The sequence below is a fragment of the Brevundimonas sp. genome, assembly GCF_051860745.1.
Lineage (GTDB): Bacteria > Pseudomonadota > Alphaproteobacteria > Caulobacterales > Caulobacteraceae > Brevundimonas.
On the sequence record NZ_JBHYDN010000002.1, the window covers coordinates 37766 to 63952 of the forward strand.

22 protein-coding genes and 1 pseudogene are annotated in these 26187 nt (G+C 68.0%); 12 read left to right on the top strand and 11 right to left on the bottom strand.

Features of this window, described 5'->3' with window-relative positions:
* Positions 1-55 precede the first annotated feature (55 nt).
* Positions 56-2230: a M3 family metallopeptidase gene (locus ACTIEW_RS02610; protein ID WP_439476354.1), complete on the top strand. Its 2175-nt coding sequence runs from the start codon at positions 56-58 to the stop codon at positions 2228-2230.
* Between the two features lie 71 nt (positions 2231-2301).
* Here ACTIEW_RS02610 and ACTIEW_RS02615 read toward each other — a convergent pair whose 3' ends face one another.
* Together ACTIEW_RS02615 and ppc are read right to left on the bottom strand one after the other, a co-directional pair.
* Positions 2302-2604 carry a UrcA family protein gene (locus ACTIEW_RS02615; RefSeq protein WP_439476355.1) on the bottom strand — a complete coding sequence of 101 codons (303 nt, stop codon included), beginning with the start codon at positions 2602-2604 and terminating at the stop codon, positions 2302-2304.
* Positions 2605-2738: 134 nt separating this feature from the next.
* A complete protein-coding gene (gene ppc, locus ACTIEW_RS02620; protein ID WP_439476356.1) occupies positions 2739-5435 on the bottom strand; it encodes a phosphoenolpyruvate carboxylase in 2697 nt (898 codons plus the stop codon).
* 330 nt (positions 5436-5765) lie between these two features.
* On the opposite strand from ppc, the gene ffh reads away from it, so the two are divergent.
* From ffh to rimM, 3 genes and pseudogenes are all read left to right on the top strand, one after another.
* Positions 5766-7289 (top strand): signal recognition particle protein, encoded by a 1524-nt coding sequence (gene ffh, locus ACTIEW_RS02625; RefSeq protein ID WP_439476357.1) that lies wholly within the window; start codon positions 5766-5768, stop codon positions 7287-7289.
* A gap of 24 nt (positions 7290-7313) precedes the next feature.
* Positions 7314-7820 (top strand): annotated as a pseudogene (gene rpsP / locus ACTIEW_RS02630) (30S ribosomal protein S16); the annotation flags it as partial.
* 363 nt (positions 7821-8183) lie between these two features.
* Positions 8184-8708, top strand: coding sequence for a ribosome maturation factor RimM (rimM, locus tag ACTIEW_RS02635; RefSeq protein WP_439476358.1), 525 nt, complete (start codon positions 8184-8186; stop codon positions 8706-8708).
* A 958-nt stretch (positions 8709-9666) separates the two neighbouring features.
* Here the strand turns inward: rimM and ACTIEW_RS02640 are convergent.
* Complete coding sequence (locus tag ACTIEW_RS02640; protein ID WP_439476695.1) at positions 9667-10464, bottom strand: enoyl-ACP reductase FabI; 798 nt, start codon at positions 10462-10464, stop codon at positions 9667-9669.
* Between the two features lie 144 nt (positions 10465-10608).
* Positions 10609-11856 carry a cation:proton antiporter gene (locus ACTIEW_RS02645; protein ID WP_439476359.1) on the bottom strand — a complete coding sequence of 416 codons (1248 nt, stop codon included), beginning with the start codon at positions 11854-11856 and terminating at the stop codon, positions 10609-10611.
* Positions 11857-11983: 127 nt separating this feature from the next.
* Between ACTIEW_RS02645 and ACTIEW_RS02650 the strand changes: the two genes are divergently transcribed.
* On the top strand, positions 11984-12490 hold the full coding sequence (locus ACTIEW_RS02650; RefSeq protein WP_439476360.1) for a hypothetical protein: 507 nt from the start codon (positions 11984-11986) through the stop codon (positions 12488-12490).
* 4 nt (positions 12491-12494) lie between these two features.
* Here the strand turns inward: ACTIEW_RS02650 and fabB are convergent, their stop codons facing one another.
* The 3 genes from fabB to ACTIEW_RS02665 all read right to left on the bottom strand — a co-directional run bounded on the left by fabB (position 12495) and on the right by ACTIEW_RS02665 (position 15000).
* Complete coding sequence (gene fabB / locus ACTIEW_RS02655; RefSeq protein WP_439476361.1) at positions 12495-13724, bottom strand: beta-ketoacyl-ACP synthase I; 1230 nt, start codon at positions 13722-13724, stop codon at positions 12495-12497.
* 57 nt (positions 13725-13781) lie between these two features.
* Positions 13782-14312, bottom strand: a complete 531-nt coding sequence (fabA, locus tag ACTIEW_RS02660) for a 3-hydroxyacyl-[acyl-carrier-protein] dehydratase FabA (protein ID WP_439476362.1) — start codon at positions 14310-14312, stop codon at positions 13782-13784.
* Positions 14313-14442: 130 nt separating this feature from the next.
* Complete coding sequence (locus tag ACTIEW_RS02665; RefSeq protein WP_439476363.1) at positions 14443-15000, bottom strand: SH3 domain-containing protein; 558 nt, start codon at positions 14998-15000, stop codon at positions 14443-14445.
* Between the two features lie 44 nt (positions 15001-15044).
* On the opposite strand from ACTIEW_RS02665, the gene ACTIEW_RS02670 reads away from it, so the two are divergent.
* From ACTIEW_RS02670 to ACTIEW_RS02680, 3 genes are all read left to right on the top strand, one after another.
* Positions 15045-16031, top strand: a complete 987-nt coding sequence (locus tag ACTIEW_RS02670) for a 2-hydroxyacid dehydrogenase (protein ID WP_439476364.1) — start codon at positions 15045-15047, stop codon at positions 16029-16031.
* A 67-nt stretch (positions 16032-16098) separates the two neighbouring features.
* Positions 16099-18126, top strand: a complete 2028-nt coding sequence (locus ACTIEW_RS02675) for an alpha/beta hydrolase family protein (protein ID WP_439476365.1) — start codon at positions 16099-16101, stop codon at positions 18124-18126.
* Between the two features lie 50 nt (positions 18127-18176).
* Entirely contained in the window at positions 18177-20207 is a 2031-nt protein-coding gene (locus ACTIEW_RS02680) for an alpha/beta hydrolase family protein (protein WP_439476366.1), read from the top strand.
* On the opposite strand, the gene ACTIEW_RS02685 is transcribed toward ACTIEW_RS02680, so the two are convergent.
* Together ACTIEW_RS02685 and ACTIEW_RS02690 are read right to left on the bottom strand one after the other, a co-directional pair.
* Positions 20204-20944 (bottom strand): HesA/MoeB/ThiF family protein, encoded by a 741-nt coding sequence (locus tag ACTIEW_RS02685; RefSeq protein ID WP_439476367.1) that lies wholly within the window; start codon positions 20942-20944, stop codon positions 20204-20206. The two genes, ACTIEW_RS02680 and ACTIEW_RS02685, sit on opposite strands and share 4 nt — an antisense overlap.
* Positions 20945-20984: 40 nt before the next feature.
* Positions 20985-21374 carry a BLUF domain-containing protein gene (locus ACTIEW_RS02690; RefSeq protein WP_439476368.1) on the bottom strand — a complete coding sequence of 130 codons (390 nt, stop codon included), beginning with the start codon at positions 21372-21374 and terminating at the stop codon, positions 20985-20987.
* Positions 21375-21515: 141 nt separating this feature from the next.
* On the opposite strand from ACTIEW_RS02690, the gene hslV reads away from it, so the two are divergent.
* From hslV to mmcB, 4 genes are all read left to right on the top strand, one after another.
* Complete coding sequence (gene hslV, locus ACTIEW_RS02695; protein WP_439476369.1) at positions 21516-22073, top strand: ATP-dependent protease subunit HslV; 558 nt, start codon at positions 21516-21518, stop codon at positions 22071-22073.
* A 75-nt stretch (positions 22074-22148) separates the two neighbouring features.
* The gene (gene hslU, locus ACTIEW_RS02700; protein ID WP_439476370.1) at positions 22149-23450 is read left to right on the top strand and encodes an ATP-dependent protease ATPase subunit HslU; all 1302 of its coding nucleotides are present in this window, start codon (positions 22149-22151) and stop codon (positions 23448-23450) included.
* 61 nt (positions 23451-23511) lie between these two features.
* A complete protein-coding gene (locus tag ACTIEW_RS02705; RefSeq protein ID WP_439476371.1) occupies positions 23512-24048 on the top strand; it encodes a lipocalin family protein in 537 nt (178 codons plus the stop codon).
* A gap of 69 nt (positions 24049-24117) precedes the next feature.
* Positions 24118-24573 (top strand): DNA repair putative endonuclease MmcB, encoded by a 456-nt coding sequence (gene mmcB, locus ACTIEW_RS02710; protein ID WP_439476372.1) that lies wholly within the window; start codon positions 24118-24120, stop codon positions 24571-24573.
* 117 nt (positions 24574-24690) lie between these two features.
* Here the strand turns inward: mmcB and ACTIEW_RS02715 are convergent, their stop codons facing one another.
* Together ACTIEW_RS02715 and ACTIEW_RS02720 are read right to left on the bottom strand one after the other, a co-directional pair.
* On the bottom strand, positions 24691-25143 hold the full coding sequence (locus tag ACTIEW_RS02715; protein WP_439476373.1) for a COG3650 family protein: 453 nt from the start codon (positions 25141-25143) through the stop codon (positions 24691-24693).
* Between the two features lie 63 nt (positions 25144-25206).
* The gene (locus ACTIEW_RS02720) at positions 25207-26166 is read right to left on the bottom strand and encodes a magnesium transporter CorA family protein (protein ID WP_439476374.1); all 960 of its coding nucleotides are present in this window, start codon (positions 26164-26166) and stop codon (positions 25207-25209) included.
* Positions 26167-26187: the final 21 nt, after the last annotated feature.

The window sequence follows — 26187 nt, forward strand, 5'->3', positions numbered from 1 at the left end:
CAGGCCGGGAAGGGCCTACGGTTCGCAGGAACCCATTCACGGACGGAGTTTATCCATGCACAGACGCCAGCTTCTCGTCGCCGGGGGCAGTTTGTTCGCCCTGTCGGCCTGCGCCTCCAACGGGATGTCGATGGGCGGCGAAACCCCCGCCGCGACTCTGGCGACTGACGCCGCCGCCGCCCGCGCCGTCCTGCCGGTGCAGACGCCGCAGGCCGAGCTGTTGCAGGTCTGGACCGGCCCGTATGAAGGCGTCCCGCCGTGGGACCGGGTCACGGCGCCGAAGCTGCGCGCGGCCCTGCTTGAGGGCATCGACCTGCAGCGCGCCGAGATTGCGGCGATCGCCGACAATCCCGAACCGGCGACCTTCGCCAACACCCTGGTCGCCCTGCAGATGGCGGGCGATCCGCTCGACCGCGCCGGCGCCATCTATGGCGTCATGACCTCCAACATCGGGTCGGACGATTACAATGCGGTTGATACCGAACTGTCGCCCCTGCTGTCGGCGGCCGGCGACGAGATCACCTTCAATGAACGGCTGTTCGCCCGCATCAAGGCCGTCGCCGACGGCGCCGCCGCTGCGGGCCTGACGGCCGAACAGACGCGGATCACGACGCGCAGCCGGGACGCCTTCATCCGCAACGGCGCGGCCCTGAATCCCGCCGGCAAGGCCGAGCTGGGCCGGATCAACACCGCCCTGTCCAACGCCTTCACCAGCTTCGGCCAGAAGGTGGTGGCCGACGAGAACGCCTGGACGGTCATCTCCAGCGAAGCCGGGGTGGCCGGACTGCCGGCCTCGAACAAGGCCGCCGCCGCCGGCGCGGCCCGGTCGCGCAACGTCCAGGGCTGGGCCATCGTCAACACCCGCTCGAGCGTCGATCCGTTCCTGAGCTTCGCCGACGACCGGGCCCTGCGCGAACAGGTCTGGCGCAAATTCGTCAACCGCGGCGACAACGGCGACGCCAACGACACCAATGCGACCATCGCCGAGATCGTGCGGCTGAGGGCCGAGCGGGCCCGGCTGCTGGGCTTCGCCAACCACGCCGAATGGCGGATGCAGGACACGATGGCGAAGACTCCGGCGGCGGCCATGGGCCTGATGAACCGCGTCTGGGCCCCCGCCAAGGCGCGCGTCATCGAGGAGGTCGCCGACATGCGGGCGATCGCCGGTCACGAAATCGAACCGTGGGACTACCTCTACTATGCGGAGAAGGTCCGGAAGCAGAAGTACGACCTCGATCAGAATGAGCTGAAACCGTATTTCGAGCTGAACAACGTCAAGCGCGGCGCTTTCCATATGGCCGGGCGACTGTACGGATTCGACTTCACGCCCGTGCCGGCCGGGAGCGTCCCGGGCTTCCACCCCGACGTCGAGGTGTTCGAGGTCACGAACAAGTCCGACGGCAGCCATGTCGGCCTGTTCTATTCCGACGACTTCTCGCGCCCCAGCAAACGCTCGGGCGCCTGGGCGACCAGCTACCGCAGCTATTCGACCTATGACGGCGTCAAGAACGTGCTGTCGTCGAACAACAACAATTTCACCAAGGCGGAAGGCACAAACCCGATCCTGATCTCGCTCGATGACGCAGAGACCCTGTTCCACGAGTTCGGCCACGCCCTGCACTCGCTCTCGGCCGCCTACACCTATCCGGCCCTGGGCGGCACGCCGCGGGACTATGTGGAATATCCGTCGCAGGTGCATGAGCACTGGGTGCTGAGCCGGCCGATTCTCGACGGCTTCATGCGCCACTACCAGACCGGCGAGGCCATGCCGCAGGCGCTGGTGGACAAGGTCGAGGCGGCGGCCACCTTCAACCAGGGCTATGCCACTGTCAGCTATCTGTCCTCGGCCCTGGTCGATATGGACCTGCACACCCGGGCCACGCCGCCGACCGACATCGACGCCTTCGAGCGCGAGAGCCTGGCGCGCTATGGCATGCCGAAGGAGATCGTGATGCGGCACCGCCTGCCGCAGTTCAATCACCTGTTCACCTCGGACGCCTATTCGGCGGGCTACTATTCCTACCTCTGGTCAGAGGTCATGGACGCCGACACCTGGGCCTATTTCGAGGAGTCGGGCGACGTCTTCAATCCGGACATCGCGGCCCGCTACAAGGCGATCATCCTGGCCGAGGGCAACACCACCGACCGCGCCGAGGCCTATCGCCGCTTCCGTGGCCGGGACCCGGATGTAACCGCGCTGCTGAAGGTCCGGGGCTTCCCGACGTCGTAAGACATCAGGCCCGAGACAACCGGGGCCGGCGGAGCGATCCGCCGGCCCTTTTCGTGTGACCGCCGCCTGGATCAGAGAATGACCGGCAGGCGGCTGAGGGCGTAGTCGACCTGGACGGCGCCGGGCAGCTGGCGGACCGCCTCGTCACGGAAGGCGGCGCGGCAGAAGGCGCGGTCATTGATCCGGCTGCCGGGCCGTTTGACGCCGCGACACATCCGGTCGGCGGCGGCGGCGACGCGGGCGTCGAAGGCGTCAGCGCCGGCGGCGCTCGAGAGATCCAGATCGCCCCACTGGACGCGGGCCTCCTGGGCTGAGGCGGCGCCGGGGGCGAGGCTGACAGTGAGGGCGGCGACGAGATAAGCGAGGATTTTCATGGCGATCTCCTGCGGAGGTCTGCGTCGCTCTTTGCGGCGACGGACCAGGAGATACGGCCGGGCTGTTTCAGGCGGGTGTGGGTTTGGCGGCGAAATAGAGACGGCGGATGAATTCGCGGAAAGCTGAACACTGATCAGCCGCTGTTGCGCAGACCCGCGGCCACTCCGTTCAGCGCCAGCAATATGCCTTCGCGAACCCGGGGGTCGTCGTCGCCGGCGCGGCGGCGGCGGATCAGCTCGATCTGCACATGGTTCAGCGGTTCGACGTAGGGCATGCGCAGCCGGATCAGCCGGTCCAGCTCGGGCTGGCTGCCCAGCAGGGCTGCCTGGCCGGTGACGCCCAGGACCGCCGCATGGGTGCGGTCCCACTCGGCCTGGATGGCGGCGAATATCCGGTCGGCCAAGGCCCGGTCGGGCACGAGGGCGGCGTAGCGCCGGGCGATGGTCATGTCGGCCTTGGCCATGACCATCTCCATGTTCTGGATCAGGGTGCGGAAGAAGGGCCAGTCGCGGTTCATGGCCTGAAGCTCGTCCATGTCGGCGCCCGCGACGGCCGAGCCGAAGCCGAACCAGCCCGGCAGCATGACGCGCGACTGCGACCAGCTGAACACCCAGGGAATGGCGCGCAGGTCCTCGATGGCGGTGGAGGCTGTGCGCGAGGCGGGCCGCGAGCCGATCTTGAGATCGGCGATCTCGGCGATGGGCGTGGCGGCGCGGAAATATTCGACGAAGCCTTCGGTCTCATAGACCAGGGCCCGGTAGCCGGCCATCGAGGCCTTCGACAGCCGGTCCAGCGTCGGGCCGTGGCGAGCGGTCAGCTCGGCGTCGGGCGGCGGCGCCAGCGAGGCCAGAAGGACCCCGCAGGTCAGGGCGTCGAGGTTGCGCCGCGCCACTTCCGGCTCGCCGTATTTGTTGGCGATGACCTCGCCCTGTTCGGTGACGCGGATGCGGCCCGAGACCGTCCCCTGCGGCTGGGCCACAACCGCGGCGAAACTGGAGCCCCCGCCCCGGCCCACGGCCCCGCCCCGCCCGTGGAACAGCTGCAACCGGAGACCGGCCGCGTCCGTCACGGTCTTTAGAGCGCGCGAGGCCTCGTGCAACTCCCAGGTGGAGGTCAGGTAGGAGCCGTCCTTGTTGGAGTCGGAATAGCCGATCATTACCTCCTGCACGCCCCGGGCCCGGGCGATGGCGAGGGCGGACGGCTCCGTCAGCAGGCGCTCCAGCGTCGGCCGGGAGGCGCGCAGGTCGTCGATCGTCTCGAACAGGGGCGCGGCCTGTATGGGACAGGCGGCGGGATCAGCGGGCCGGTAGAGACCGACCTCCTTGAGCAGAAGATAGACTTCGAGCAGGTCGGAGGCCGCATCGGTCTTGGAGACCACATGGGTGCGGATCGCCTGCGGACCGAACAGGCGCAGGGCCTCAGCCGCCGCCTGGAGGATGGCACGTTCCTTCAGCGTCTCGTCGGCATAGGCCGCATAGGGGTTGAACAGCGGGCGGCCCGAAGCCAGTTCGGCGGCGAGGATCGACAGACGGGTCGCCTCATCCAGGTCGGCGTAGTCGTCGCACACCCCCGCGACCTTCAGCAGATCGGCGACGACGCGCTCATGCACATCCGAATTCTGGCGCAGGTCCAGGGTAGCCATGTGGAATCCGAACACATCGGCAGCCGTGATCAGCCGGGCCAGCCGGTCGTCGGCGAAAACCGCGCCGTGGTTGGCCACCAGACTGTCCTGCAATACCGCCAGATCGGCGCGAAAGGCATCCGGGCCTGAATAGGGCGCGGCGACGAACGACGGCGCGCGCGGGACCGGCTGGCCCGTCAGGACCGGCCAGGTCGCCGCCAGCCGGGCGTAGATCTCGCTGAGGGCGCGGCGGTAGGGCTCGTCGGCGCGGTGGGGCGAGCGGTCGCCAGAGGCCTCGGCCAGGGCACGCAGGGCCGGAGAGATGGCGCTCATCGACCCCGACAGGCTGAGCTCGGCGCCGAGGGCGTTCACCTCGTCGAGATAGAAGCGCAGCACGGCGCGAGACTGGCTGCGGAAGGCGGCGGTCAGGACCGCGCCGTCGACATTGGGATTGCCGTCCCGGTCGCCGCCGACCCAGGTGCCGATGCGGATGAATGGAGCCAGGTCCGGCGCGTCCAGTCGCCGACGCCAGTCCGCCAGCTGGGCGGGCGCCACCTGCAGAAAGACGCGATCGAGGAAGGAGACGACGGTGTCGATCTCGTCCTGCACCACCAGCCCGGCCTGCCGCACCAGACGCGTCGCCCACAGGATGGTGGTCTGGCGGCGCAGCCCCGCGTCCCGCGCGGCGAGATCGCAGGTCGCGCCGGTCTGGTCGCAGGCGTCCAGCAGGTCCGAAACGGCGGCGATGCGGTCGATGACGCTCTTGCGCCGGACCTCCGACGGGTGGGCGGTCAGGACCGGAGAAATCAGGGCGGCGGCCAGCAGGTCGCGCGCATCGGCGGGCGTCCGACCCGCGGCGACCAGCCGCTGCAGGGCGCCCTCGGGCGTGTCGGGCCGCGCGCCTGCCGCCGTCTGCTCCTGCGCCAGCCGCTTGCCGGCCCGGTCCTCGGCCACATTGGCCAGCAGGGAGAAGGCGGCGAAACCGTGGGCCAGGCCGACGGCGTCATCGAGCGACAGTTCGGCCAGCAGCGCCTCCAGCCGCGAGGCGTCGGTGGAGGCCGGGCCCCGATGGTAGGCCACCGAAGCCTGCCGCACAGCCTCGATCCGGTCGTAGAGGTCCTGCCCGCCCTCCGCGCGAATGACCTCGCCCAGCAGGCCGCCCAGCAGGCGGACCTCGTCGCGCAGGCGGTCGTCAGCGGCAGGGCTCATGGCGTCGTCTTTCAGCGGGGAGGCTGGAAGCGGCACCGTATCAGGGGCGAAGGGGTTGGCCATTGCAAAGCTAACGCTGAAACCCAAAGTGCGGTCCGCGAACGCCCGGACGGAATTGTCCCGGACGAGTCGACAAACCGCCCCTTTTCCTTCATAAGCCGCCGCTTCCGACGCCAGTGAACCTCGCGTCTCCACCTGCACGACCCCGGTTCCGGCCGGACGAGGCAGGCGAGAACCCTCCGCCGACGTGATCGTCGCCGGAGGCCATTTCGCTATGGAGACCGTCTCACCCGTCGGATGTTGGTGGCCCGCAGGGCTGACGAGGTTTGTATGTTCGAGGCTCTGAACGAGCGGCTGACAGGCGTCTTTGACCGGATCACCGGGCGCGGCGCCCTGTCCGAAAAGGACGTGGCCGACGCGATGCGCGAAGTGCGCGTGGCGCTGCTCGAGGCCGACGTCGCCCTGCCCGTCGTCAAGGACTTCATCGCCTTCGCCACCGAGCGCGCCACCGGCGAGGACGTCATCCGCTCGGTCAAGCCGGCCGATCAGGTGGTCAAGATCGTCTATGACGGTCTGGTCGAGATGCTGGGCGGCGAGGAGCCGACCCCGATCAATCTGAACGCCACGCCGCCCGCCGTCATCCTGATGGCCGGCCTGCAGGGCTCGGGCAAGACCACGACCTCGGCCAAGCTGGCCCTTCGTCTCACGAAATTCGACCGCAAGAAGGTCATGATGGCCTCGCTGGACACGCGTCGTCCGGCGGCCATGGAGCAGCTGCAGACCCTCGGCAAACAGATCGATGTGGCGACCCTGCCGATCGTGGCCGGCGAGTCGCCGATCCAGATCACCCGACGCGCGCTCCAGTCCGCGAAACTGCAGGGCTTCGATGTCCTGATCCTCGACACGGCCGGCCGCATCACCCTCGATGAGGCCTTGATGGCCGAGGTGGCGGAAGTCGCCGCCGTCTCGAAGCCGGTCGAGACCCTGCTGGTCGCCGACAGCCTGACCGGTCAGGACGCGGTTCGCACGGCGAAAGCCTTCCACGAGCGCCTGCCGCTGACCGGCCTCGTTCTGACCCGCGCCGACGGCGACGGGCGCGGCGGGGCCATGCTGTCGATGCGGGCCGTCACCGGCCTGCCGATCAAATACATCGGCGCGGGCGAGAAGGTCGACGCGCTGGAAGTGTTCGACGCCCGCCGCGTCGCCGGCCGCATCCTGGGTCAGGGGGACATCGTCGCCCTGGTCGAGAAGGCGTCGCAGGAGCTGGACGCCTCCAAGGCCGAGGCCATGGCCCGCAAGCTGGCCAAGGGCCAGTTCGACCTGAACGACCTGGCCGGCCAGCTACAGCAGATGAAGCGGATGGGCGGGCTGCAGGGCATCATGGGCATGCTGCCGGGCGTGGCCAAGATGAAGGCCCAGATGGCCGACAGCGGCGTCGACGACCGCATGATCGCCCGCCAGGAAGCCATCATCTCCTCAATGACCAGGGCCGAGCGCAAGAAGCCCGACCTGCTCAACGCCAGCCGCAAGAAGCGTGTCGCGCGGGGCGCCGGCGTCGAGGTCCAGGACATCAACCGCCTGCTCAAACAACACCGCCAGATGGCCGACATGGTCAAGTCCATGTCGCGCGGCGGCGGCAAGGGCATGAAGCAGATGGCCGCCATGATGGGCGGCCTCGGCGGCGGCATGGGGGGCGGCCCGGACATGGCCCGCCTCAAGGCGATGGGGGGCGGCCGCATGCCCGAGCCCAGCGCCGACGAAATGAAAGCCCTTCAGGACCGGCTCGCTGGACTGGGCGGCGGACAACTTCCGGGGGGCCTTCCGGGTCTTCCGGGCTTCCCTCCCAAGAAATAGAACGACCAAAGAAAGAGACTGAAAATGTTGAAGATTCGTCTGGCCCGCGGCGGCGCCAAGAAGCGCCCCTACTATTACATCGTCGTCGCCGACAGCCACTCGCCGCGCGACGGCAAATTCATCGAGCGCGTCGGCACCTACAACCCGATGCTGCCGCGCGATGGCGAGCAGAAGCGCGTCAACCTGAAGGTCGACCGCATCACGGAATGGCTGTCCAAGGGCGCCCAGCCCACCGACCGCGTCGCCCGCTTCCTGAGCCAGGACGAAGCCCTGGCCGGCAAGGTCAAGTGGACCCAGTCGAACAACCCGAAGAAGGCCGAGCCGGGCAAGAAGGCCCAGGAACGCGCCGCCGAGCGCGCCCAGCGCGAAGCCGACCGCGCCGAGGCCGAAGCCGCCGCCAAGATCGAGGCCGCCGAAGCCGCCGTCCGCGCCAAGGAAGAAGCCAAGGCCGCCGCTGAAGCCGCCAAAAACGCTCCGGCCCCCGAGCCGGAAGCCGCTGCTGAAGAAGCCCCGGCCGAGGCTGCTGCTGAAGAGGCTCCGACCGCTGAAGCTGAAGCCGTGACCGAGGAAGCCCCGGCCGAAGCCGCCGCGGAAGAGGCTCCGGCCGAAGCTGCTGCTGAAGAAGCTCCGGCCGCTGAAGCCGCCGCGGAAGAAGCCCCGGCCGCCGAAGCCACCGAAGAAGAAAAGACCGAGGCCTGACGTGAAAACCCTCTCCCAGAGGGAGAGGGCGGGGCCCGCCCGCGTCAGCGGGTGGGAGGGTGAGGGGTTATGGTGCGTCCACACGGAACGCCGTAACCCCTCACCCTTTGACGCTTCGCGCCGCCCTGCGGGTCGCGCCAGAACGAGCACTGCGCGCTCGTGCGCTCAAGCCCTCTCCCAGTGGGAGAGGGTCTCGTGACCGACAGCAAACTCATCCTCGTCGGCCAGGTCGCCGGGGGGTTCGGGGTCAAGGGCGAGGTGCGGGTCACGGCCTGGACCGCCGACCCCATGGCCCTGCTGTCGTACGGCGTCCTGCTGCGAGCCGATGGCTCGCCCGGCCTGACGCTGACCTCGGGCCGGGCCGAGAAGGCGGCCGTGGTCGGTCGGGCGAAAGAGATCGCCACCAAGGAACAGGCCGACGCCCTGCGCGGACTGAAGCTCTATATCCCGCGCGACAAGCTGCCCGAGCCGGACGAGGACGAGTTCTACCTGACCGATCTGGTCGGGCTGGAGGCGCGCGATCCTGACGGGCTGGTCTTGGGCACCGTCAAGTCCGTGCAGAATTTCGGCGCCGACGACATGCTGGAGATCGCCCCCGCGACCGGCGGCCCGACCTGGTATCTGCCCTTCACGAAGGACGCCGTGCCGGACCTTCACATCGCCGACGGCTGGCTGCTGGCGGTGAAACCGACCGAGATCGGCGAGCGCGAACCGGACTGAGACCCCCGGTGGCGCCTGCGCAACGAAACAGCCCGAGCGTCCCGCTTGACCTTAAACCGCAGGCTCCTCCGACCGCCAGCATTGCGACAGGTTGTCTGTCGCGGCTCGACCGAAATCCGCGATCAAGCCTCCATTGCTGCTCATCTCTAGCCTTGTGTTGGCGGTATGGTCGGGTTGGGTTCCGCGCCCCCAAACCGTTGTCGAGAGGCCGTCCGTAGAGACGGTCACCGGCCTTCTACCTGCGGGCTCCGCCTCACTCGGACTGACTCCAGCGATCTCAATCCTGGGGGCCACAAGCACGGTCATCCATACGAGAGTATTGTATAGGGCCGGGCAGTCGCTCGACCTCGTCCAAGTGATTGTTCCAGCCTGACCAGCTTCACCGCTGTTCCTTCGAGCGACATACTGAATCGTTGGCCTACCGTTGGGCAGCCTTAGATCGGGGTTTGGAAAGGCGAAAATCTCGACTGTCTGCCACGCTCCCGTGAGAGCATCCGTCGTCGAGTACCCTGCGTCTGCCCGCCTGCCTTGGTGTTCCGAGCCTTGCACTTGTTGAGCTCCAACCGGCCCGGCGGCAAAACCGGCACAGCCCAACATTATGGCCGCGACCAAAGCGATCCTAAACTGGACAAGGTTGAGCATCTGGATTCACCTCCGGCCCTGGGTTGTCTTCATCGCCATCCAGGTTGGTCTCATCATACACGCGGATTTGAAGTCGAGCTTGCTCGCCTGGGTCCGCTCGCGTTCCGACGATGTAGATGCGGAAGGCAGAAGGGTCACCTCCGCCTCCCCCGCCGCCACCTGGGCCCGCCGGAAAAGTCCCGTTCGAGCGGCGCCGTTGGCCGACGACCTCGACGTCCGGAAGTGTATCGGTCATCTCGTTCTCCGAGTGCAGCGGAACATCTTAAGGGTGTATACTGGCACGAGAGCGAGTCACATTGCCGTGTTTGGCGAAGCCCTACCCCTCCTCGTCGGCCGCCATGCCCATCATGTGGAAGCCGGCGTCGACGTGGATGACCTCGCCCGTGGTCGAGAAGCCGAGGTCCGAGCACAGCCATAGGGCGGCGCCGGCGACGCCCTCCATCGAGGTGTCCTCCTTCATCGCCGACATGGCCCGGCCTTGGCTGATCATGCCGCGGCCGCCCGAGATGCCGGCCAGCGACAGGGTGCGCATGGCCCCGGCCGAGATGGCGTTGCAGCGGATGCCGCGCGGGCCGAGGTCGCGGGCGATGTAGCGGGTCGCCGCCTCCAGCGCCGCCTTGGCCACGCCCATGGTGTTGTAGTTGGGAATGGCCCGCTCCGAGCCGAGGTAGGTCATGGTCACCAGCGAGCCGCCGTTGGGCATCAGCTTCGAGGCGCGTTTGGCCACGTCGACGAAGCTGAAGGCCGAGATGTTCATGGCCAGCAGGAAGCTGTCGCGGCTGGTGTTATCGACGAAGCTGCCCTTGAGCTCGTCCTTGTTGGCGAAGGCCACCGAATGGACGACGAAATCGATCGTGCCGAAGGCCTTTTCCAGCTCGGCGAAGGCCGCATCCATGGAAGCGTCGTCGGTGACGTCGGCCTGGATCAGCAGTTTCGCGCCGACGCTCTCGGCCAGCGGGCGGACGCGGCGCTCCAGCCCCTCGCCGAGGTAGGTGAAGGCCAGTTCAGCCCCCTGGGCCGCCAGCTGGGAGGCGATGCCCCAGGCGATGGAGTTCGAGTTGGCGACCCCCATGATCAGGCCCTTCTTGCCCTTCATGAGTTCGCCCGTGGGCATGTTCCAGCCGCTCTCGCTCGCCATGGTCCGTCTCCCTTTTGGTGGCCTGTCGCTCGCAACGCGGTTGCTCGCTGCTTGAGGCCGGTCTGGTTGGCCTGAGGCCGTGGGCGGAGGGTTAGCAGCGCCCGCATTCGGGGGGAAGCGTCAGCCCGCTTCCGCCTCACGCCGCCGCGTCAGCCGCTGCAGCAGAGGGGCCGCGGTGACGCCGTGCACAAGGATCGAGACGAGGATGATGAAGCCGACGATGGCCCACAGCCGCTCGCTGTCGCCGAAATCGCCGTGGTTGAGACCGTAGGCCACATAATAGACCGAGCCGACGCCGCGGATGCCGAGGAAGGATAGCAGCAGCCGCTCGCGCATCGGCTGGCTTGATCCGGTCATGGCGATCATCCCCGCGACCGGCCGGACCACGAACACCACCGCCAGGCCGATCAGGGCGTCGACCCAGGTCAGGGACGCCAGCAGGCCGTTGGCCAGGGCGCCGCCGAACAGGACCAGCAACAGCATGATCAGCAGCCGTTCGATCTGGTCGGAGAAGTCGTGCATCTCTTGATGAATCTGGTGGTCGCGCTCGGCGGCGCGGATCGTAAGGGCGCACACGAAGACGGCGAGGAAGCCGTAGCCGTGGGCCAGCTCGGCGGCCGCATAGGCGACCAGGGTGGCGGCAAGGGCGACGAGGCCGTCGCCGAAACGCGTCCCGCCGCCGCGGAAGATCAGCCGGGCGAAGCCGAACCCGGTGAGCACGCCGACGCCCACGCCGGCGGCCAGTTTCCAGCCGACCTTGATCGTCAACCAGTCCGTCAGCCCTTCCGTGGCGGCGAGCCCCCCGGCGGCGGCCAGGATGGCCAGATGCACGAAGGGGAAGGCGAGGGCGTCGTTGAGCCCGGCTTCGGAAGTCAGGCCGAAACGCACCTCGTCCTCGTCGCCCGATGTCGGCGGACCGACCTGTACATCGGCGGCCAGCACGGGGTCCGTCGGGGCCATGGCGGCGCCCAGCAACAGGGCCATGGCGAGGCTGAAGCCCAGACCGGCCACGCCGAGCCAGGCCACGGCGGCGATGGTCAGGGGCATGGCCACGGCCAGCAGCCGCCAGGTCGAGGACCACCGCCGCCAGCCCAGCGGCCGGTCCAGCTTCAGCCCCGCCCCCATCAGGCTGATGATCACCACCAGTTCGGTCAGCCGCTCGGTCGCCGTGTCCCACGTCCTCGGGTCCGGATTGAACGACAGCAGGCCGGTGCTGAATATGACCACGCCCAGCGCCACGCACAGGATGGCGAGAGTCAGCGGCAGCGGCTTCAGCCCGACCGGCGCCCAGGCGACCAGAAGGATGACGGCGCCGAGGCCGAGCAGGAAGAGGATGTAGGGGTCGAGGGTCAGGAAAGGCTCCGGCAAGCAGGGGTCGGGGGCGGTCTTCGCCGGAAATGCGGGTCCGTGTCCAGACAAGCTCGCGTCAGCTTCGATCAGCTGGCGCGCGGATCATGCGGGCGCTAGCGTCATGCCATCGTCCGGAGCGTCCCCCATGTTTGAACTGCTTGTCGCCCTGTCAGGCCCCCTCATGCCGCCGCCGCGCCTGCCGGTCGCCGTCGTAGTGGTATCGCTGGACGACGCGACCCAGGGCCAGATCCGCTATGGGCGGTGGACCGTCGAGGCGGTCGGCGACGAGACCGGTTCGTTCGCCTTCACCCCTCCGCCGCTGGAGGAAGCGGCCTTTCGCGCCTGTCTGGACGACGAACTGGAGCGCGCGGCGACCTGCGCCCGCTTCTATATCGGCCACAACAACGCCCGCGAGGCCCGGCCGCCGGTCGTGGTGGTTCTTCTGGCGGACGCCGCAACCGACGACGAGTTCAAGACCGGGCAGCTTCAGGCTGCCTGCGTCGGTGTCGGCGAGGCCGCGACCAACCCCGGACGCCAGACGATCAAACTGTGGCCGGACGCCGCGCGGATGCATGGCGTCAACGACCTGACGGCTGACCGGAACGCCATGACAGGATGCATCGCTGCAGCCGGGGCGGAAAGCGGCTGGTAGGGCCTCAGACCTTCGACAGGATCAGCGTGCCGTTGGTGCCGCCGAAGCCGAAGCTGTTGGACATGACGTGCTTCAGTTCGCCGTCGTGGCGTTTGCGCAGGATCGGCATGCCCTCGAACTCGGGATCGAGGTTTTCGATGTGGGCGCTTTCGGCGGCGAAGCCGTGCTTCATCATCAGCAGGCAGTAGATGGCCTCCTGCGCCCCGGCGGCCCCCAACGAGTGACCCGTCAGCGACTTGGTCGAGGAGATCATCGGGATGGCGTCGCCGAAGACGTTGCGGACCGCCCCCATCTCCTTGGAGTCGCCCACCGGCGTCGAGGTGCCGTGCGGGTTGAGGTAGTCGATCTTCGGATTGCCGGCCATTTCGAGCGCGATCTTCATGCAGCGCTCGGCGCCCTCGCCCGAGGGGGCGACCATGTCGTAACCGTCGGAATTGGCGCCGTAGCCGGTGACCTCGGCGTAGATGGTCGCGCCGCGCGCCACGGCCCGCTCATACTCTTCCAGCACCACGATCCCGGCGCCGCCGGCGATGACGAAGCCGTCGCGGGCGGCGTCATAGGCTCTTGAGGCGACCGAGGGTGTTTCGTTGAAGTTGGACGACATCGCGCCCATGGCGTCGAACATGTTCGACATCGACCAGTCGATGTCCTCGACGCCGCCGGCGAAGACCACGTCCTGCTTGCCCCAGGCGATCTGTTCGGCGGCCGCGCCGATGCAGTGGGCGCTGGTCGCGCAGGCCGAGGAGATCGAATAGTTGATCCCCTTGAGCTGGAACCAGGTGGCCAGCACGGCCGAGGGACCCGAGGCCATGGCCTTGGGCACGGCGAACGGGCCGATGCGTTTGGGCGACGTCTTTTCAATCGTGGTGGCGGCGGCCTGGAGGATGATCTGGGTCGAGGGACCGCCCTCGCCGACAATCACGCCGATGCGGTCTGACTGGATTTCCTCGGCGCTCATGCCGGAATCCTTCAGCGCCTCCTCGAAGGCGATGTGACCCCAGGCCGTGCCATTGGCGAGGAAGCGGGCGGCGCGGCGATCGACGTGCGGGGCCCAGTCCTCGGCCGTTACGCCCAGCGCCGGCGGGGCCCAGACCTGCGAGCGGAAGCCATACTTTGTATGGTCCGGCGCCGCGACGACGCCCGAGCGGGCGTCGCGCAATGAGGCCGAGACCTCGTCCTGGCCAGTGCCGATGGATGAGACGATACCCAGTCCGGTGACGACGACACGCCGCATGGTGTGGTTTCCTTCTTGAACGCTATTCGCCGCGTTGATCGCGGTCTTCGCATGGAGTCAGCCGCCGACGGGCTCCGTCGCGCCGAACAGGCCGACCCGCATATCGGTGGCTGTATAGATAGGAACGCCGTCGGCTTCGAGAACCCCGTCGGCGATGCCCATGACCAGCCGGCGGTTGATGACCCGCTTCAGGTCGATCTTGTAGACCACCTTCTTGACGTCCGGGGTGACCTGGCCCGTGAACTTGACCTCGCCGACGCCCAGAGCCCGGCCCTTTCCGGGACCGCCGATCCAGCCGAGATAGAAGCCGACCAGCTGCCACATGGCGTCCAGGCCAAGGCAGCCGGGCATGACCGGGTCGCCGATGAAATGGCACTGGAAGAACCAGAGGTCGGGATGGATGTCGAGTTCGGCCTCGACATAGCCCTTGCCGTGCGCGCCGCCGTCATCGTTGATCGTCACGATACGGTCGAACATCAGCATCGGCGGAGCCGGCAGCTTGGCGTTGGCGGGACCGAACAGATCACCCCGTCCCGCCGCCAGAAGGGCCTCGTAGTCGTAGGACGACGGATTTTTCGACTGGCTCAAGGGGCTCTCGCATTGTGTTGGCCTGACGCGCCTTGCGCGGCTTGAGGCCGGTGTTGCCGTCGGGTTACACGACGTGAACCGGCGGCTCAACTTTTTAGCGGTCAATGGCTCCGCTCAAAGCGGTGAGGGTCTAACGCCCCCGTCCCGCCGGACGGGCGGCGCTGCACAGGGCCTGTTCCTGACCGCCGAAGACGTCGCGCTGGCGCACGAAGCCCCGCATCCGGCGCACTCGCACCTCGCACCAGCCGCCTTCGCAGTCTTCCATGGCCACGACCGAGCGGGGCGTCAGCCGGGCCCGCAGGGCGGCGGTCGTGGAAGGGCCGGAGCGGACCGGAATCTCGGCGTCCGAGGCGTTGAAGGCGCTGCGGCGGCTGGAGACGACGCTACGGTGAACCCAGGCGACACCGCCTTCGGGATCGCAGATCTTGCGCCATTCGGTGGTCTCGGCGACCACCTGCACAGGCAGGCCCGAGACCTGGTATTCCCACAGGATCCGGTAGTCGAGACCGGGACCGAACCGCGCCCGGACCTCGTCGGATTTCAGCGACAGCCAGCGCGGCACGGGCTGGCCGCTGGGCGTCGGCCGGCCGTCAGGCATGGCCTGACCCGCCCCGGCCACGACGGCGCCGGTCAGGACGGCGCCGAGGACGGCCAGTCGTTGGAAGCGTGAGCGAGCCTTGCCAGACACCGGATGCGCCAATAAGCCGAAGCGATCGAAACCGAAGGCCGCCAATGTCCGCGCCCAGACTTAAGGTCGTGTTAACCAGACGGCTGCCGGACGCGGTCGAGACGCGCATGCGCGAACTGTTCGACGCCGAGCTGAATCTGACCGACAAGCCCATGGACCGCGCCGCGCTGGAGGCGGCGGTTCAGCGGGCGGACGTGCTGGTCCCGACCATAACCGACATCATAGACGCCACCCTGATCGCCGCGGCGGGCGGGCAGCTGAGGATGATCGCCAATTTCGGCGCGGGCGTGGATCACATCGACATCGACGCGGCGGTGGGACGCGGCCTGATCGTGACCAATACGCCCGGCGTCCTGACCGAGGACACCGCCGACCTCGCCATGGGCCTGATCCTCGCGGTCAGCCGCCGCATCGTCGAAGGCGCCCAGGTGGTGGCCGAGGGCCGGTTCGAGGGCTGGACACCGACCTGGATGACCGGGCGCAAACTGTGGGGCAAGCGGCTGGGCATCGTCGGCATGGGCCGCATCGGACAGGCGTTGGCCCGGCGCGCGAAGGCGTTCGGGATGCAGGTCCACTATCACAACCGAAAACCCGTCCCGGCCATGATCGCCGAGGAGCTGGGAGCGACTTACTGGGACGATCTGGACCAGATGCTGGCGCGGATGGACCTGATCTCGCTGAACTGTCCGGCGACGAAGGAGACCCACCACCTGCTGTCGGCGGAACGGCTGGCCCGGCTGCAGCCCCACGCCATCCTGATCAACACCGCCCGCGGCGAGCTGATCGACGAGGCGGCGCTGGCGGACGCGGTGGCGCGCCGTGCGATCGCCGGGGTCGGTCTGGACGTCTATGAGCACGAGCCGGCCATTCACCCGGGGCTGCTGGGCCACGCCAATGTCGTGCTGCTGCCCCATCTGGGGTCGGCCACGCTGGAGGCGCGACAGGACATGGGCGATCGGGTGATCGCCAATATCCAGACCTTCCACAACGGCCACCGGCCGCCGGACCGGGTGATTCCGGCCATGCTCTGAAACCTTGCGCTTGACGCCTCGCAAAACCTTGGGCTGTTAGGCGCACAGTAGCGTTTCGGGGGGAACCATGAAAACCGGATTGAGCAAGGCGGCGCAAGCCGCCCTGTCGCGGCGCGGTCTGCTGGCCGGAACGGCGGCGCTGGCCGGGATGGCGGCCTTGCCGCCGGGCGTGGCGCGGGCCCAGGCCGGCGCCTATCCGCTGAGTGAATTCTTCAAGCCGACAAAGAGCAGCGGCGCGGCCCTGTCACCGTCCGGAACCCGGATCGCCGTGGCCGAGAACCTCGGCACCGACGAGACCCCGCGCAGCGCCATCGACTTCATCGACGCCGCCGACCCCGAGGGCCAGCGCCGCCGGGTTCCCCTTGGCGCAGTGGTGGTCAGCTTCGTCGACTGGGCGAGTGACGAGCGCCTTCTGGTGAGCGTGATCCTGAAGGGAACGGTATCGGGCCGGGCGATGGCCGGGTCCAACCGGAGGGAAGAGGACGTCGACTACTACATGCGGCGCACGGTCTCCGTGAACGCCACGACCGGCGAGGTGGTGCTGCTGTTCAGCGATCAGCGCAACCGTATGCGCAACACCTTCGACATGGGCCGCATCATCGACATGCTGCCCAACGATCCCGACCATGTCCTGATGGCCGCGTGGGAGACCGACGGGGTGATGGGCCTGCATCGGGTCAATGTGAACACAGGTTCGGCGACCCGGATTGAACGCGGCGGATCGGGCACCTATCACTGGCGGGCCGTCAACGGCGTGCCCGTCCTGCGTCACGACATGAACAGCCGCGGCACGGTCGAGACCATCATGGTCCGGGCGCCGGGCGAGACCGAGTGGAAGATGGCGCGCCGCACCCGGGTGCGGGAGGCCCCGGACTTTTTGTGGGTCGGCGCCGGCGAGACGCCCGGCAAGGTGCTGGTCATCGCCCGTCTCGACAATGAGGACGTCCAGAGCGTCCGCGAGATGGACCTGACGACGACCGCGCTCGGCCCTGCGCTGAACCCCCGTCCAGGCCGGGACGTCGCCTACGGCCTGCGGGACTCCGCGGGCAACTATCTGGGCGCGGCCTATTACGGCGAGCGGCTGGAATATGAGTTCATCGATCCCGCGCTGGCCGTCCACCACCGGGCCCTCAACCGCTTCTTCGACAATACGTGCAACGTGCACTTCACGGACGTCGACATGGCGCGGAACCGCTTCATCGCCCGTGTGGACGGGCCGGCGGAGCCGGGGGCCTGGTTCTTCTACGACAAGGCCGCGCGCGCGATCGTCAACCTCGGCCAGGCGCGCGACCTGGACCAGGAGCGGCTGGGCGCCAGCGAGGTGCTGCAGGTTCAGACCCGCGACGGGGCGACCATCGAAGCCTATCTGACGGCGCCGCCCGGAGGCCGTCCCGGCCCGTTGGTCGTCCTGCCCCACGGCGGACCCGAGGTGCGCGACACGCCGAGTTGGGACCGGCAGGTGCAGGTGCTGGCGGCGCAGGGCTGGTGGGTGCTGCGGCCGAATTTTCGCGGCTCGGGCGGCTATGGCCAGAGCTTCGCCCAACAGGGCTGGACCCGCTGGGGCGACCGTATGCAGGACGACGTCGAGGACGCCGTCGCTCAGGCCATCGCCGCGAAGGGGCTGGACGCGTCGAAGGTCGGGATCATGGGCACCAGCTACGGCGCCTATGCGGCCCTGATGGGGGCGGTGAAGCGGCCGGACCTGTACAAGGCGGCGATCGGCATCTGCGGCGTCTACGACCTGCCCGACGTGCTGGCGTCGGAAGACCGTCAGGACGACACCCCTGGCCAGCCGATCTACGAATTCTGGACCAAACGCATCGGCGACCGGTCGGTGATGGGGCCTGCGCTGGAGGCGGGTTCGCCTCGTCGTCGGGCCAGCGAGATCACCTGCCCTGTGTTGCTGGTGCACGGGGCCGACGACCCCGTCCTGCCATCGATCCAGTCCCGTCGGATGCGCGACGCCTTGCGCAGCGCCGGCAAGTCGGTCGAGCTGATCGAGGTCGAGGACGCGGGGCACGCGGACTGGGAGGACGCCAGGGAGCAGGCGCTGATGACCCGCTATGTCGCCCTGTTCCGTCAGGCCTTCGCTTGACGTCGGCGCCAGCCTTGGGCTGTTAGAACTCAGAGTATCGGGGGTTTATCATGGCAATCAGGAATTCCGCGGCGACGCGGTGGGCATTGTCGCGCCGGGGCCTGCTGGCGAGCGCCGGCGGTCTCGGGGTTGCGGCGGCGGCGGGACCCGTGGCGGCGCGTCAGATCACGCCCCACGCCCTGGCCGACTTCTACGCCAAGGACGGCGTCAAAGGCGTGGCCCTGTCTCCCTCGGGTGAACGGATCGCCATCATCCGCGAGGTCCATCAGGGCAGGGTCCGGCTCGCGGTTCTCGACGTGCTGGACGCCGCCGATCCTTCCGCCCCGCCCAAGCGCTCACCGCTGGGCGACGTCGACTGCGAGTCAATGGCATGGGCCAGCGACGAACGGCTGCTGGTCCGTATCGCACTCGGCGGCCGGACCAGCACGGAACGGACCTCCGCCCGGTCTCTGGGCTCGACCACCGCCGAGGCTGTGATTTCCCGGCGGATGGTGTCGATCAATCCCGACACCGGCGGCGCCGTGGTCCTGTTCGACAATGAAACGCAACGGATGCGGACCACCCACAACCTCGGCGCCATCGTCGACCTGCTGCACGACGATCCGGAGCATGTGCTGATGATGGCTCCAACCCAGGCGCGGCGCATAAACGCCCTGTACAAGGTCAATGTCATGACCGGCCGGGCCGAAGAGTTCGAGCGCGGCGATTTCGACACGGTCGGCTGGGAGACCCGGAACGGGGTGCCGGTGCTGCGCTATGACATCAACAGCGCCGGAAACACCCTGGAGATTATGGCCCGGGCGCCGGACGAGCGTCAGTGGCGCTTCGTGCGCCGGATGCGAATCGCCGACGTTCTCGACTTCGAATACGTCGCGGCGACCGACCGCGGCGACGTGCTTCTCGTTTCCGCCCGACAGGAGGGCGAAGACGTCCAGTCCATCCGCGAGTTCAACCTGCGGACGGGCGTCTATGGCCCGCCCGTCGCCTCGCGGCCCCGGTCCGACGTCTCGGGCGGCCTGACTGACGATCGCGGCGTCTACTTGGGCGCCGCCTACTGGAACGACCGCCTGGAATATGATTTCGCCGTTCCGGAACTGGCTCCGCACCACCGGGCCATGAACCGGTTCTTCGACAACAGTTGCAATGTGCGGCTGGTCGATATCGACCGGACCCACAACCGCTTCCTGTCCTATGTCAGCGGGCCCAATGAGCCCGGCGCCTGGTATCTGTATGACCGGGCCGCCCGCAGCTTCGTCAACCTGACCCCGCGCACCGCGCTGCAGACCGAGCGGCTTGGCCAGACCGAGGCGCTGGATGTGACCACGCGCGATGGCGCTTCCATCCGCGCCTATCTGACTGCGCCCCCCGGGGCGGCCCCCGGACCCTTGATCGTCCTGCCGCACGGCGGGCCCGAACTGCGCGACGTGATGAACTGGGACCGCACGGTCCAGGCCCTGGCGGCCGAGGGCTGGTGGGTTCTTCAGCCCAATTTCCGTGGCTCCGGCGGCTATGGCCTGGCCTTCGCCAGCGAGGGCTGGGGGCGTTGGGGCGACCGGATGCAGGAGGACGTCGAGGACGCCGTCGACCACGCGATCAAGACCCGCGGGCTGGACGCCGGCAAGGTCGGCATCATGGGGAGCAGCTACGGCGGCTATGCCGCGCTGATGGGCGCCGTGCGCCGTCCGGACCTTTACAAGGCCGCCATCGCGATCTGCGGAGACAGCGACCTGCCCGAACTGCTGGCCAATGAGAAGCGGGGTGACAATTCGGCGGAGAACATCGCCTACCGCTTCTGGTCCACCCGGATCGGCGACCCCGAGGCAGACGCCGCGGCCCTGGCTCTGGCCTCGCCCCGCCGCCGGGCCTCGGAAATCGCCTGCCCGATCATGCTGGTGCACGGTGTGGACGACCCCGTGGTTCCGGTCTTCCAGTCGCGCCGCATGAAGGAGGCGCTGGATCGCGCCGGCAAGTCCGTCGACTATGTCGAGATCCGCGGGGCCGGCCACGCCGACTGGGAAGACGGCGTCGAACTGGACCTGATGACCCAGTATATCGAGCTGTTCCGGCGGGTCTTCGCCTAGACCCGGGAGCAGACCGGACAGCCGGGATCGGCGGCGACCGTGACCGCCCGGGCGGTCCCGGCCAGGCCGTCGTAGATCAACAACCGGCCCGCCAGCGGCGCGCCCGCTCCGACGATGAGCTTGATCGCCTCGAGCGCAGCCATGGACCCGACCACGCCCGCCAGCGCCCCGATCACGCCGACGCGGGCGCAGGTTTCGGCCTCCGGGGGGGCGGCGGGCACGAGGCATCGGTAGCAGGGCCGGCCTGTGAAGACGCCGACCTGACCGCTCCATCGACCCAGGGCGCCCGAGACCAGCGGGATACGCGCCGCCATACAGGCGGCGTTGACGGCGAACCGGGTCGCGAAATCGTCGGTTCCGTCGATGACGACGTCACAGCCCGCGATCAGGCGCGCCGCGTTCTCCCCGATCAGCCGTTCGGCGACCGGTTCGATCCGCACATGGGGGTTGAGCGCTGTCAGGGATTCGGCCCCGGCCTCGACCTTGGGGCGGCCGACGTCAGCGGCGTTGAAGGCGATCTGGCGCTGAAGATTGGACAGGGCGACCGTGTCATCGTCGATCAGACGCAGCCCGCCGACCCCCGCCGCCGCCAGGTAGAGGGCCGCCGGCGCGCCGACGCCGCCGAGACCGATCAGGCCCACGCGCGCTGCCTTCAGCCGTTGCTGCCCGGGTCCGCCGACCTCGGCCAGCACCAGATGGCGGGCGTAGCGCTCGATTTCGTCGTCAGAGAAGGTCACCGTCTCCAGTTAGGACGTGCCGACCGCGAGGTCACGCGTTTCAGGCGGCCTCGCGCAGATCCAGAATCAGTTCCGCCTCATTGGCGGTCATGCGCGAGATGCAGGGCAGGCCGATTCGCTCGAGCATCGTGTTCGGGTCGGGGCACAAACCCATCGGCTCGTCGAGACGGCGCGTATGGATCGGCATGTCGGACAGGATGCGCAGGTTGGTGTGGCGCGCGTCGGTCAGCAGACGGCGCATCAGCCGGTCGACATCGGGGCGGCCGCCCTCGATCGCCTGCAAGATGTGTCCCTGGTGGAACATCACGCAGCTGGTCAGATGATCACGGCGATTGTTCCGTTGGGAGACGCCGATAATCTGGGCGACCGACAAGGTGGAGGTCCCTGTCGCGCCAACCGCTTCGCTGGCGAAAATCACGCGATGAAGCACGACGCTTCCCTCTCATGGCGAGTTGTGGGGTATAGTTTGCCAATGTAACGCGTTACATGGCCCGGATTGTGGCTGAGCGTCGCCATTGAATTTGCTCCGATTCGGCTTGCCGCGCCGCATTTCGGTCTCCATCTGCAACGGATGATCAACGCGAACCCCAACTTTCCGGACTGGCACGGCACAACCATCCTCGCGGTGCGCAAGAACGGTCGAACCGTCATCGCCGGCGACGGCCAGGTCTCGATGGGTCCGACCATCGTCAAGGGCGCCGCGCGCAAGGTGCGGGTGCTGGCGGGCGGCAGGGTGTTGGCGGGCTTCGCCGGGGCGACGGCAGACGCCTTCACCCTGATCGAACGGCTGGAAGCCAAGCTGGAACAGTATCCGGACCAGCTGGCGCGCGCCTGCGTCGACCTGGCCAAGGACTGGCGCACCGACCGCTATCTGAGGCGGCTGGAGGCCATGCTGCTGGTGGCGGACAAGAGCTCGATCTTCACCGTCACAGGCGTCGGCGATGTGCTGGAGCCCGAACATGGCGTGGCCGCTGTCGGCTCGGGCGGCAATTTCGCCCTGTCGGCGGCCCGAGCCCTGCTCGATCACACTGACATGGACGCCGAGACCATCGCCCGCCGGGCCATGGAGCTGGCGGCGGAGATCTGCGTCTACACCAACGGCAATCTGACGGTGGAGACGCTGGAGTAGCGGCTGAAGCCGGGGCCCGTTGTGCTCGTTGTGATGAACCCCAACCTATAGTCCCTCTCCCGCGCCGGAACCCGAATGACCGACCTCTCCCCCCGCGAAATCGTCTCCGAACTGGATCGCTTCATCGTCGGCCAGGACGACGCCAAACGCGCCGTGGCCGTGGCCCTGAGGAACCGCTGGCGCCGCAAGCGGGTGCCGGACGATCTGCGCGACGAGGTCACGCCCAAGAACATCCTGATGATCGGCCCCACCGGCGTCGGCAAGACCGAGATCGCCCGGCGGCTGGCCAAACTGGCGGGTTCGCCGTTCCTCAAGGTCGAGGCGACCAAATTCACGGAGGTCGGCTATGTCGGCCGCGACGTGGATTCGATCATGCGCGATCTGGTCGAGGCGGCGCTGGTCATGGTGCGCGAAAAGCGACGGAGCGGGGTCAAGGCCCGGGCGGAAGCGGCGGCCGAGGAGCGGATTCTCGACGCCCTGGTCGGTCCGGGCTCACAGCCGGCCACGCGGGACAGTTTTCGCAAGAAGCTGCGGGCCGGTGAGATGGACGACAAGGAGATCGAGGTCCAGCTGGCCGACACAGCTTCACCCATGCACGGGCTGGACATTCCCGGCGGCGGCAATGTGGGCATGATCAATCTGTCCGAAATGCTGGGCAAGCTGGGCGGCGGGCGGACGAAGACGGCCAAGCTGATGGTGCGCGACGCCCTGACGCCGCTGGTCAATGAGGAGAGCGACAAGCTGCTGGATCAGGAAAGCCTGACCACCGAGGCCCTGTTGCTGGCCGAAAACGAGGGCATCGTCTTCATCGACGAGATCGACAAGGTGGCTGGACGGTCCGACCGTTCCGGTGGCGACGTCAGCCGCGAGGGCGTGCAGCGCGACCTACTGCCGCTGATCGAGGGCACGACGGTCTCGACCAAATACGGCCCCGTGAAGTCGGACCATGTGCTGTTCATCGCCTCGGGCGCCTTCCATGTGGCCAAGCCCTCGGACCTGCTGCCCGAACTGCAGGGCCGGCTGCCGATCCGGGTCGAGCTTAAGGCCCTGACGCGCGACGACTTCGTGCGCATCCTGACCGAGCCCGAGGCGAACCTGATCCGCCAGAACCAGGCCCTGCTGGCGACCGAGAATGTGACCCTGACCTTCACCCCGGACGCGGTCGAGGCCCTGGCCGACGCCGCCGTGGCGGCAAACGGGGCCGTCGAGAACATCGGCGCGCGGCGGCTGGTCACGGTGCTGGAGCGGGTGCTCGAGGAGACCAGTTTCAAGGCCTCCGACCTGTCCGGCCAGACCGTCGCCTTCGACGGCGATCGGGTGCGGGATCTGGTCGCCGAACTGGCGCGCGACGCCGATCTGAGCCGCTTCATCCTCTAGACAGGCAACCCGGCAGGCGTTTCACTCGTACCTACGCACCCACCGCCGCCAGGGACGTCCCATGAGTTCGATGCGAATTCCCGCCGCCACGCTGATCCTTGCACTCGGCCTTTGCACAGCGGCGGCCCCGGCCGCGGCCCAGTCGAGCAACGTGGCGCTGGACCAGTTCGACGGCCGCTGGTTCGAGATCGCCCGCAATCACAACGATGTGCAAAAGGACTGCCGCCGGGCCCAGATAGACTTCAACCCGCAAAGGCAGGTCCACCGGTATTCCATCATCGTCACCTGCACGCGGCGCGCAGACGGGGTGGTCGAGACCCTGCGCGCCAACGCCCGGGTCACCGATCCGGGCACCAACGCCCGCTTCCGCTTCAGCCTGACCGGTCTGCTCAGCTTCGGTGGTCTGGCCGGGCAGAACTATTGGGTCTGGGACCATGCGCCGGACTACAGCTGGGCCATCATGGGCCTGCCGAACAGGTCCAGCTGGTGGGTCTGGCACCGCAGCCAGAGTCTTTCCGAAGCCGAGCGGACGCGTCTGGTCGCCCGCGCTCGCGCCCTGGGCTTCAACACGTCGAACGTGGTCCATACGGGCCGATAGGACAGGCTGGCTTATTCCAGACCTTCGCCGCGGCTTGAAATCGGAACATATGCCGAACATAAAGACAGCATGGCCGCCGCCCTGCTCCAGATCGACCTTGTCTTCAGCCGGCCGCGGACGACGCTGGCGGTGACGCGCGGCGCGGCGCGGCTGATGGTCGATCTGGGATACGCCCCGCTGCTGGAGGTCTGCCTGCCCAACGGCCGGCGGGCCGACGTCATGGCCCTGGGGCCGCGCGGGGACATCGTCATCTGCGAGGTCAAGTCGGGGGTCGAGGACTATCGGGTCGATCGCAAATGGGGCGAGTACGGACCGTTCTGCGACGCGTTCTATTTCGCCGTGGCGCCCGAGTTCCCGGGCGACATCCTGCCCGACGAGCCTGGACTGATCGTCGCCGACGGCTTCGGCGGGGCGGTGGTGCGCGATGCGCCAGCGTCGCCCCTGGCTCCGGCGCGGCGCAAGGCCCTGCTCGTGGCCTTCGCCCGGCTCGGGGCGATGCGGACGCTAGAGCAAAATCGGCCTTGATGGACGCAGGCCAGCAAGGCTCAGATTTTGCTCCAGCATGATGGCGGACCATTTTTTGGGTTCAGGTCGATTCGACCTGAAACAAAAATGGTCTGCGGGAACCGGCGGGCTAAGCCCCTATTCGACCACCGGGCCGCTTTCGCCGGTGGACATGATTGCGGCGGTCGAGGCGGCGCAGCCGATCAGCTCACGCTCGCCCAGCTTGACCATGGCCGTCAGCGGATAGGTCCGGTCGCTCATCCCGTCCGAGCATTCCGTCGCGATCAGGGTGACTCTCAGGGCGGTTCCGTCGGCGGTTTCCGCCTCCCAGGTCGCCGTCGTGCCCTGAACCAGGGGATCGGGCTGGGGGGCGCGCTGCTCGGGCGGTTCGGGGGCCGTATAGACCATCTCTGTCCCGGTCAGCTCAACGCTCCAGAACGGCTCGGTGCCGAGGGCGCGGACCGGTTTGTCCAGATCGACCCCGCCAAGCACGGGTGCAGGCTCAGGGGCCTCGGACGGCGGCGCGGGTTCGTCAGCCGGCGAACAGGCGCCGAGGGCGAGGACGGCGAGGGCGGCGAATACGGGGCGCATGGGGGACTCCGGGGTTGGCGTCAGAAAGCGCGGACGTGGGCCCGGGGTCAAGCCCGGCGCGCGCTACAGCCAGCCTTTGCGCTTGAACCAGGCCAGCGGCAGGACCGCCGAGACCAACATGGCCGCGATCGCCGCCGGATAGGCCCAGGGCTGCGGCAACTCCGGCATATGTTCGAAATTCATCCCGTAGATCGAGGCAATCAGGGTCGGCGGCAGGAAGGCCACCGCGGCCACCGAGAAGATCTTGATGATCGACGACTGTTCGATGTTGATCAGGCCGAGGGCTGCCGACAGCTGGAAATTGATCGCGACCGCCACCGACTGATTGTGAGCGATCAGACTGTCGGCGTCACGGCCGAGCGACCAGAGATGGGAACGCGCCTCATCCGTATCGACCCGCTCATCCATCCCGACAAAGGCGAATATCCGGAGCAGTCCCGCCAAACTCTGTTCGATGCGCGCCGAGGCCATCTGGGCCTGACCCAGCTTGGTGATCAGCTTGTCGAAACCGACCGCCCGGCCGCCAGAGAAGATGTGGCCGGCGATGCCTTCGACCCGGGCGCCGTTCCTGGACAGGACGTCCGAGTTCCGGTCGATCACCGCCTCCATGAGGTTGAGGAACATATCGGCGCCTGAGGTGCACAGCGCCGGTTCACGGCCCAGCTTGTCGACCATCATCGCAAACGGCCGAGGGTCGGTATAGCGAACGGTCACCAGCGGCCCATCGGTCAGAACAAAGGTGACGGGCTCAAGGCCCGGAAGGGCGTCGTCGCCATGGGTGATGAGATCGGCGGTAGCGTAGGTGGCGCCGTTTTCGCGGTAGACCCGGCTGGAGGCCTCCAACTCGGCCATCTCCTCGCGTGTCGGAACGGCCAGACCCAGCGCCCTTTCGACGGCGGCGTCTTCCTGGCGCGTGGGGTTGATCAGGTCGATCCACAGGGTGTCGGGCGGCATCGACCAGTCGGCCGGATCGACGGTCGACGGCTCGCAAGCCGTGCAGCCGGAGCGGTAAACGCGGATCATGCGATGACCCCGGACGGGGTC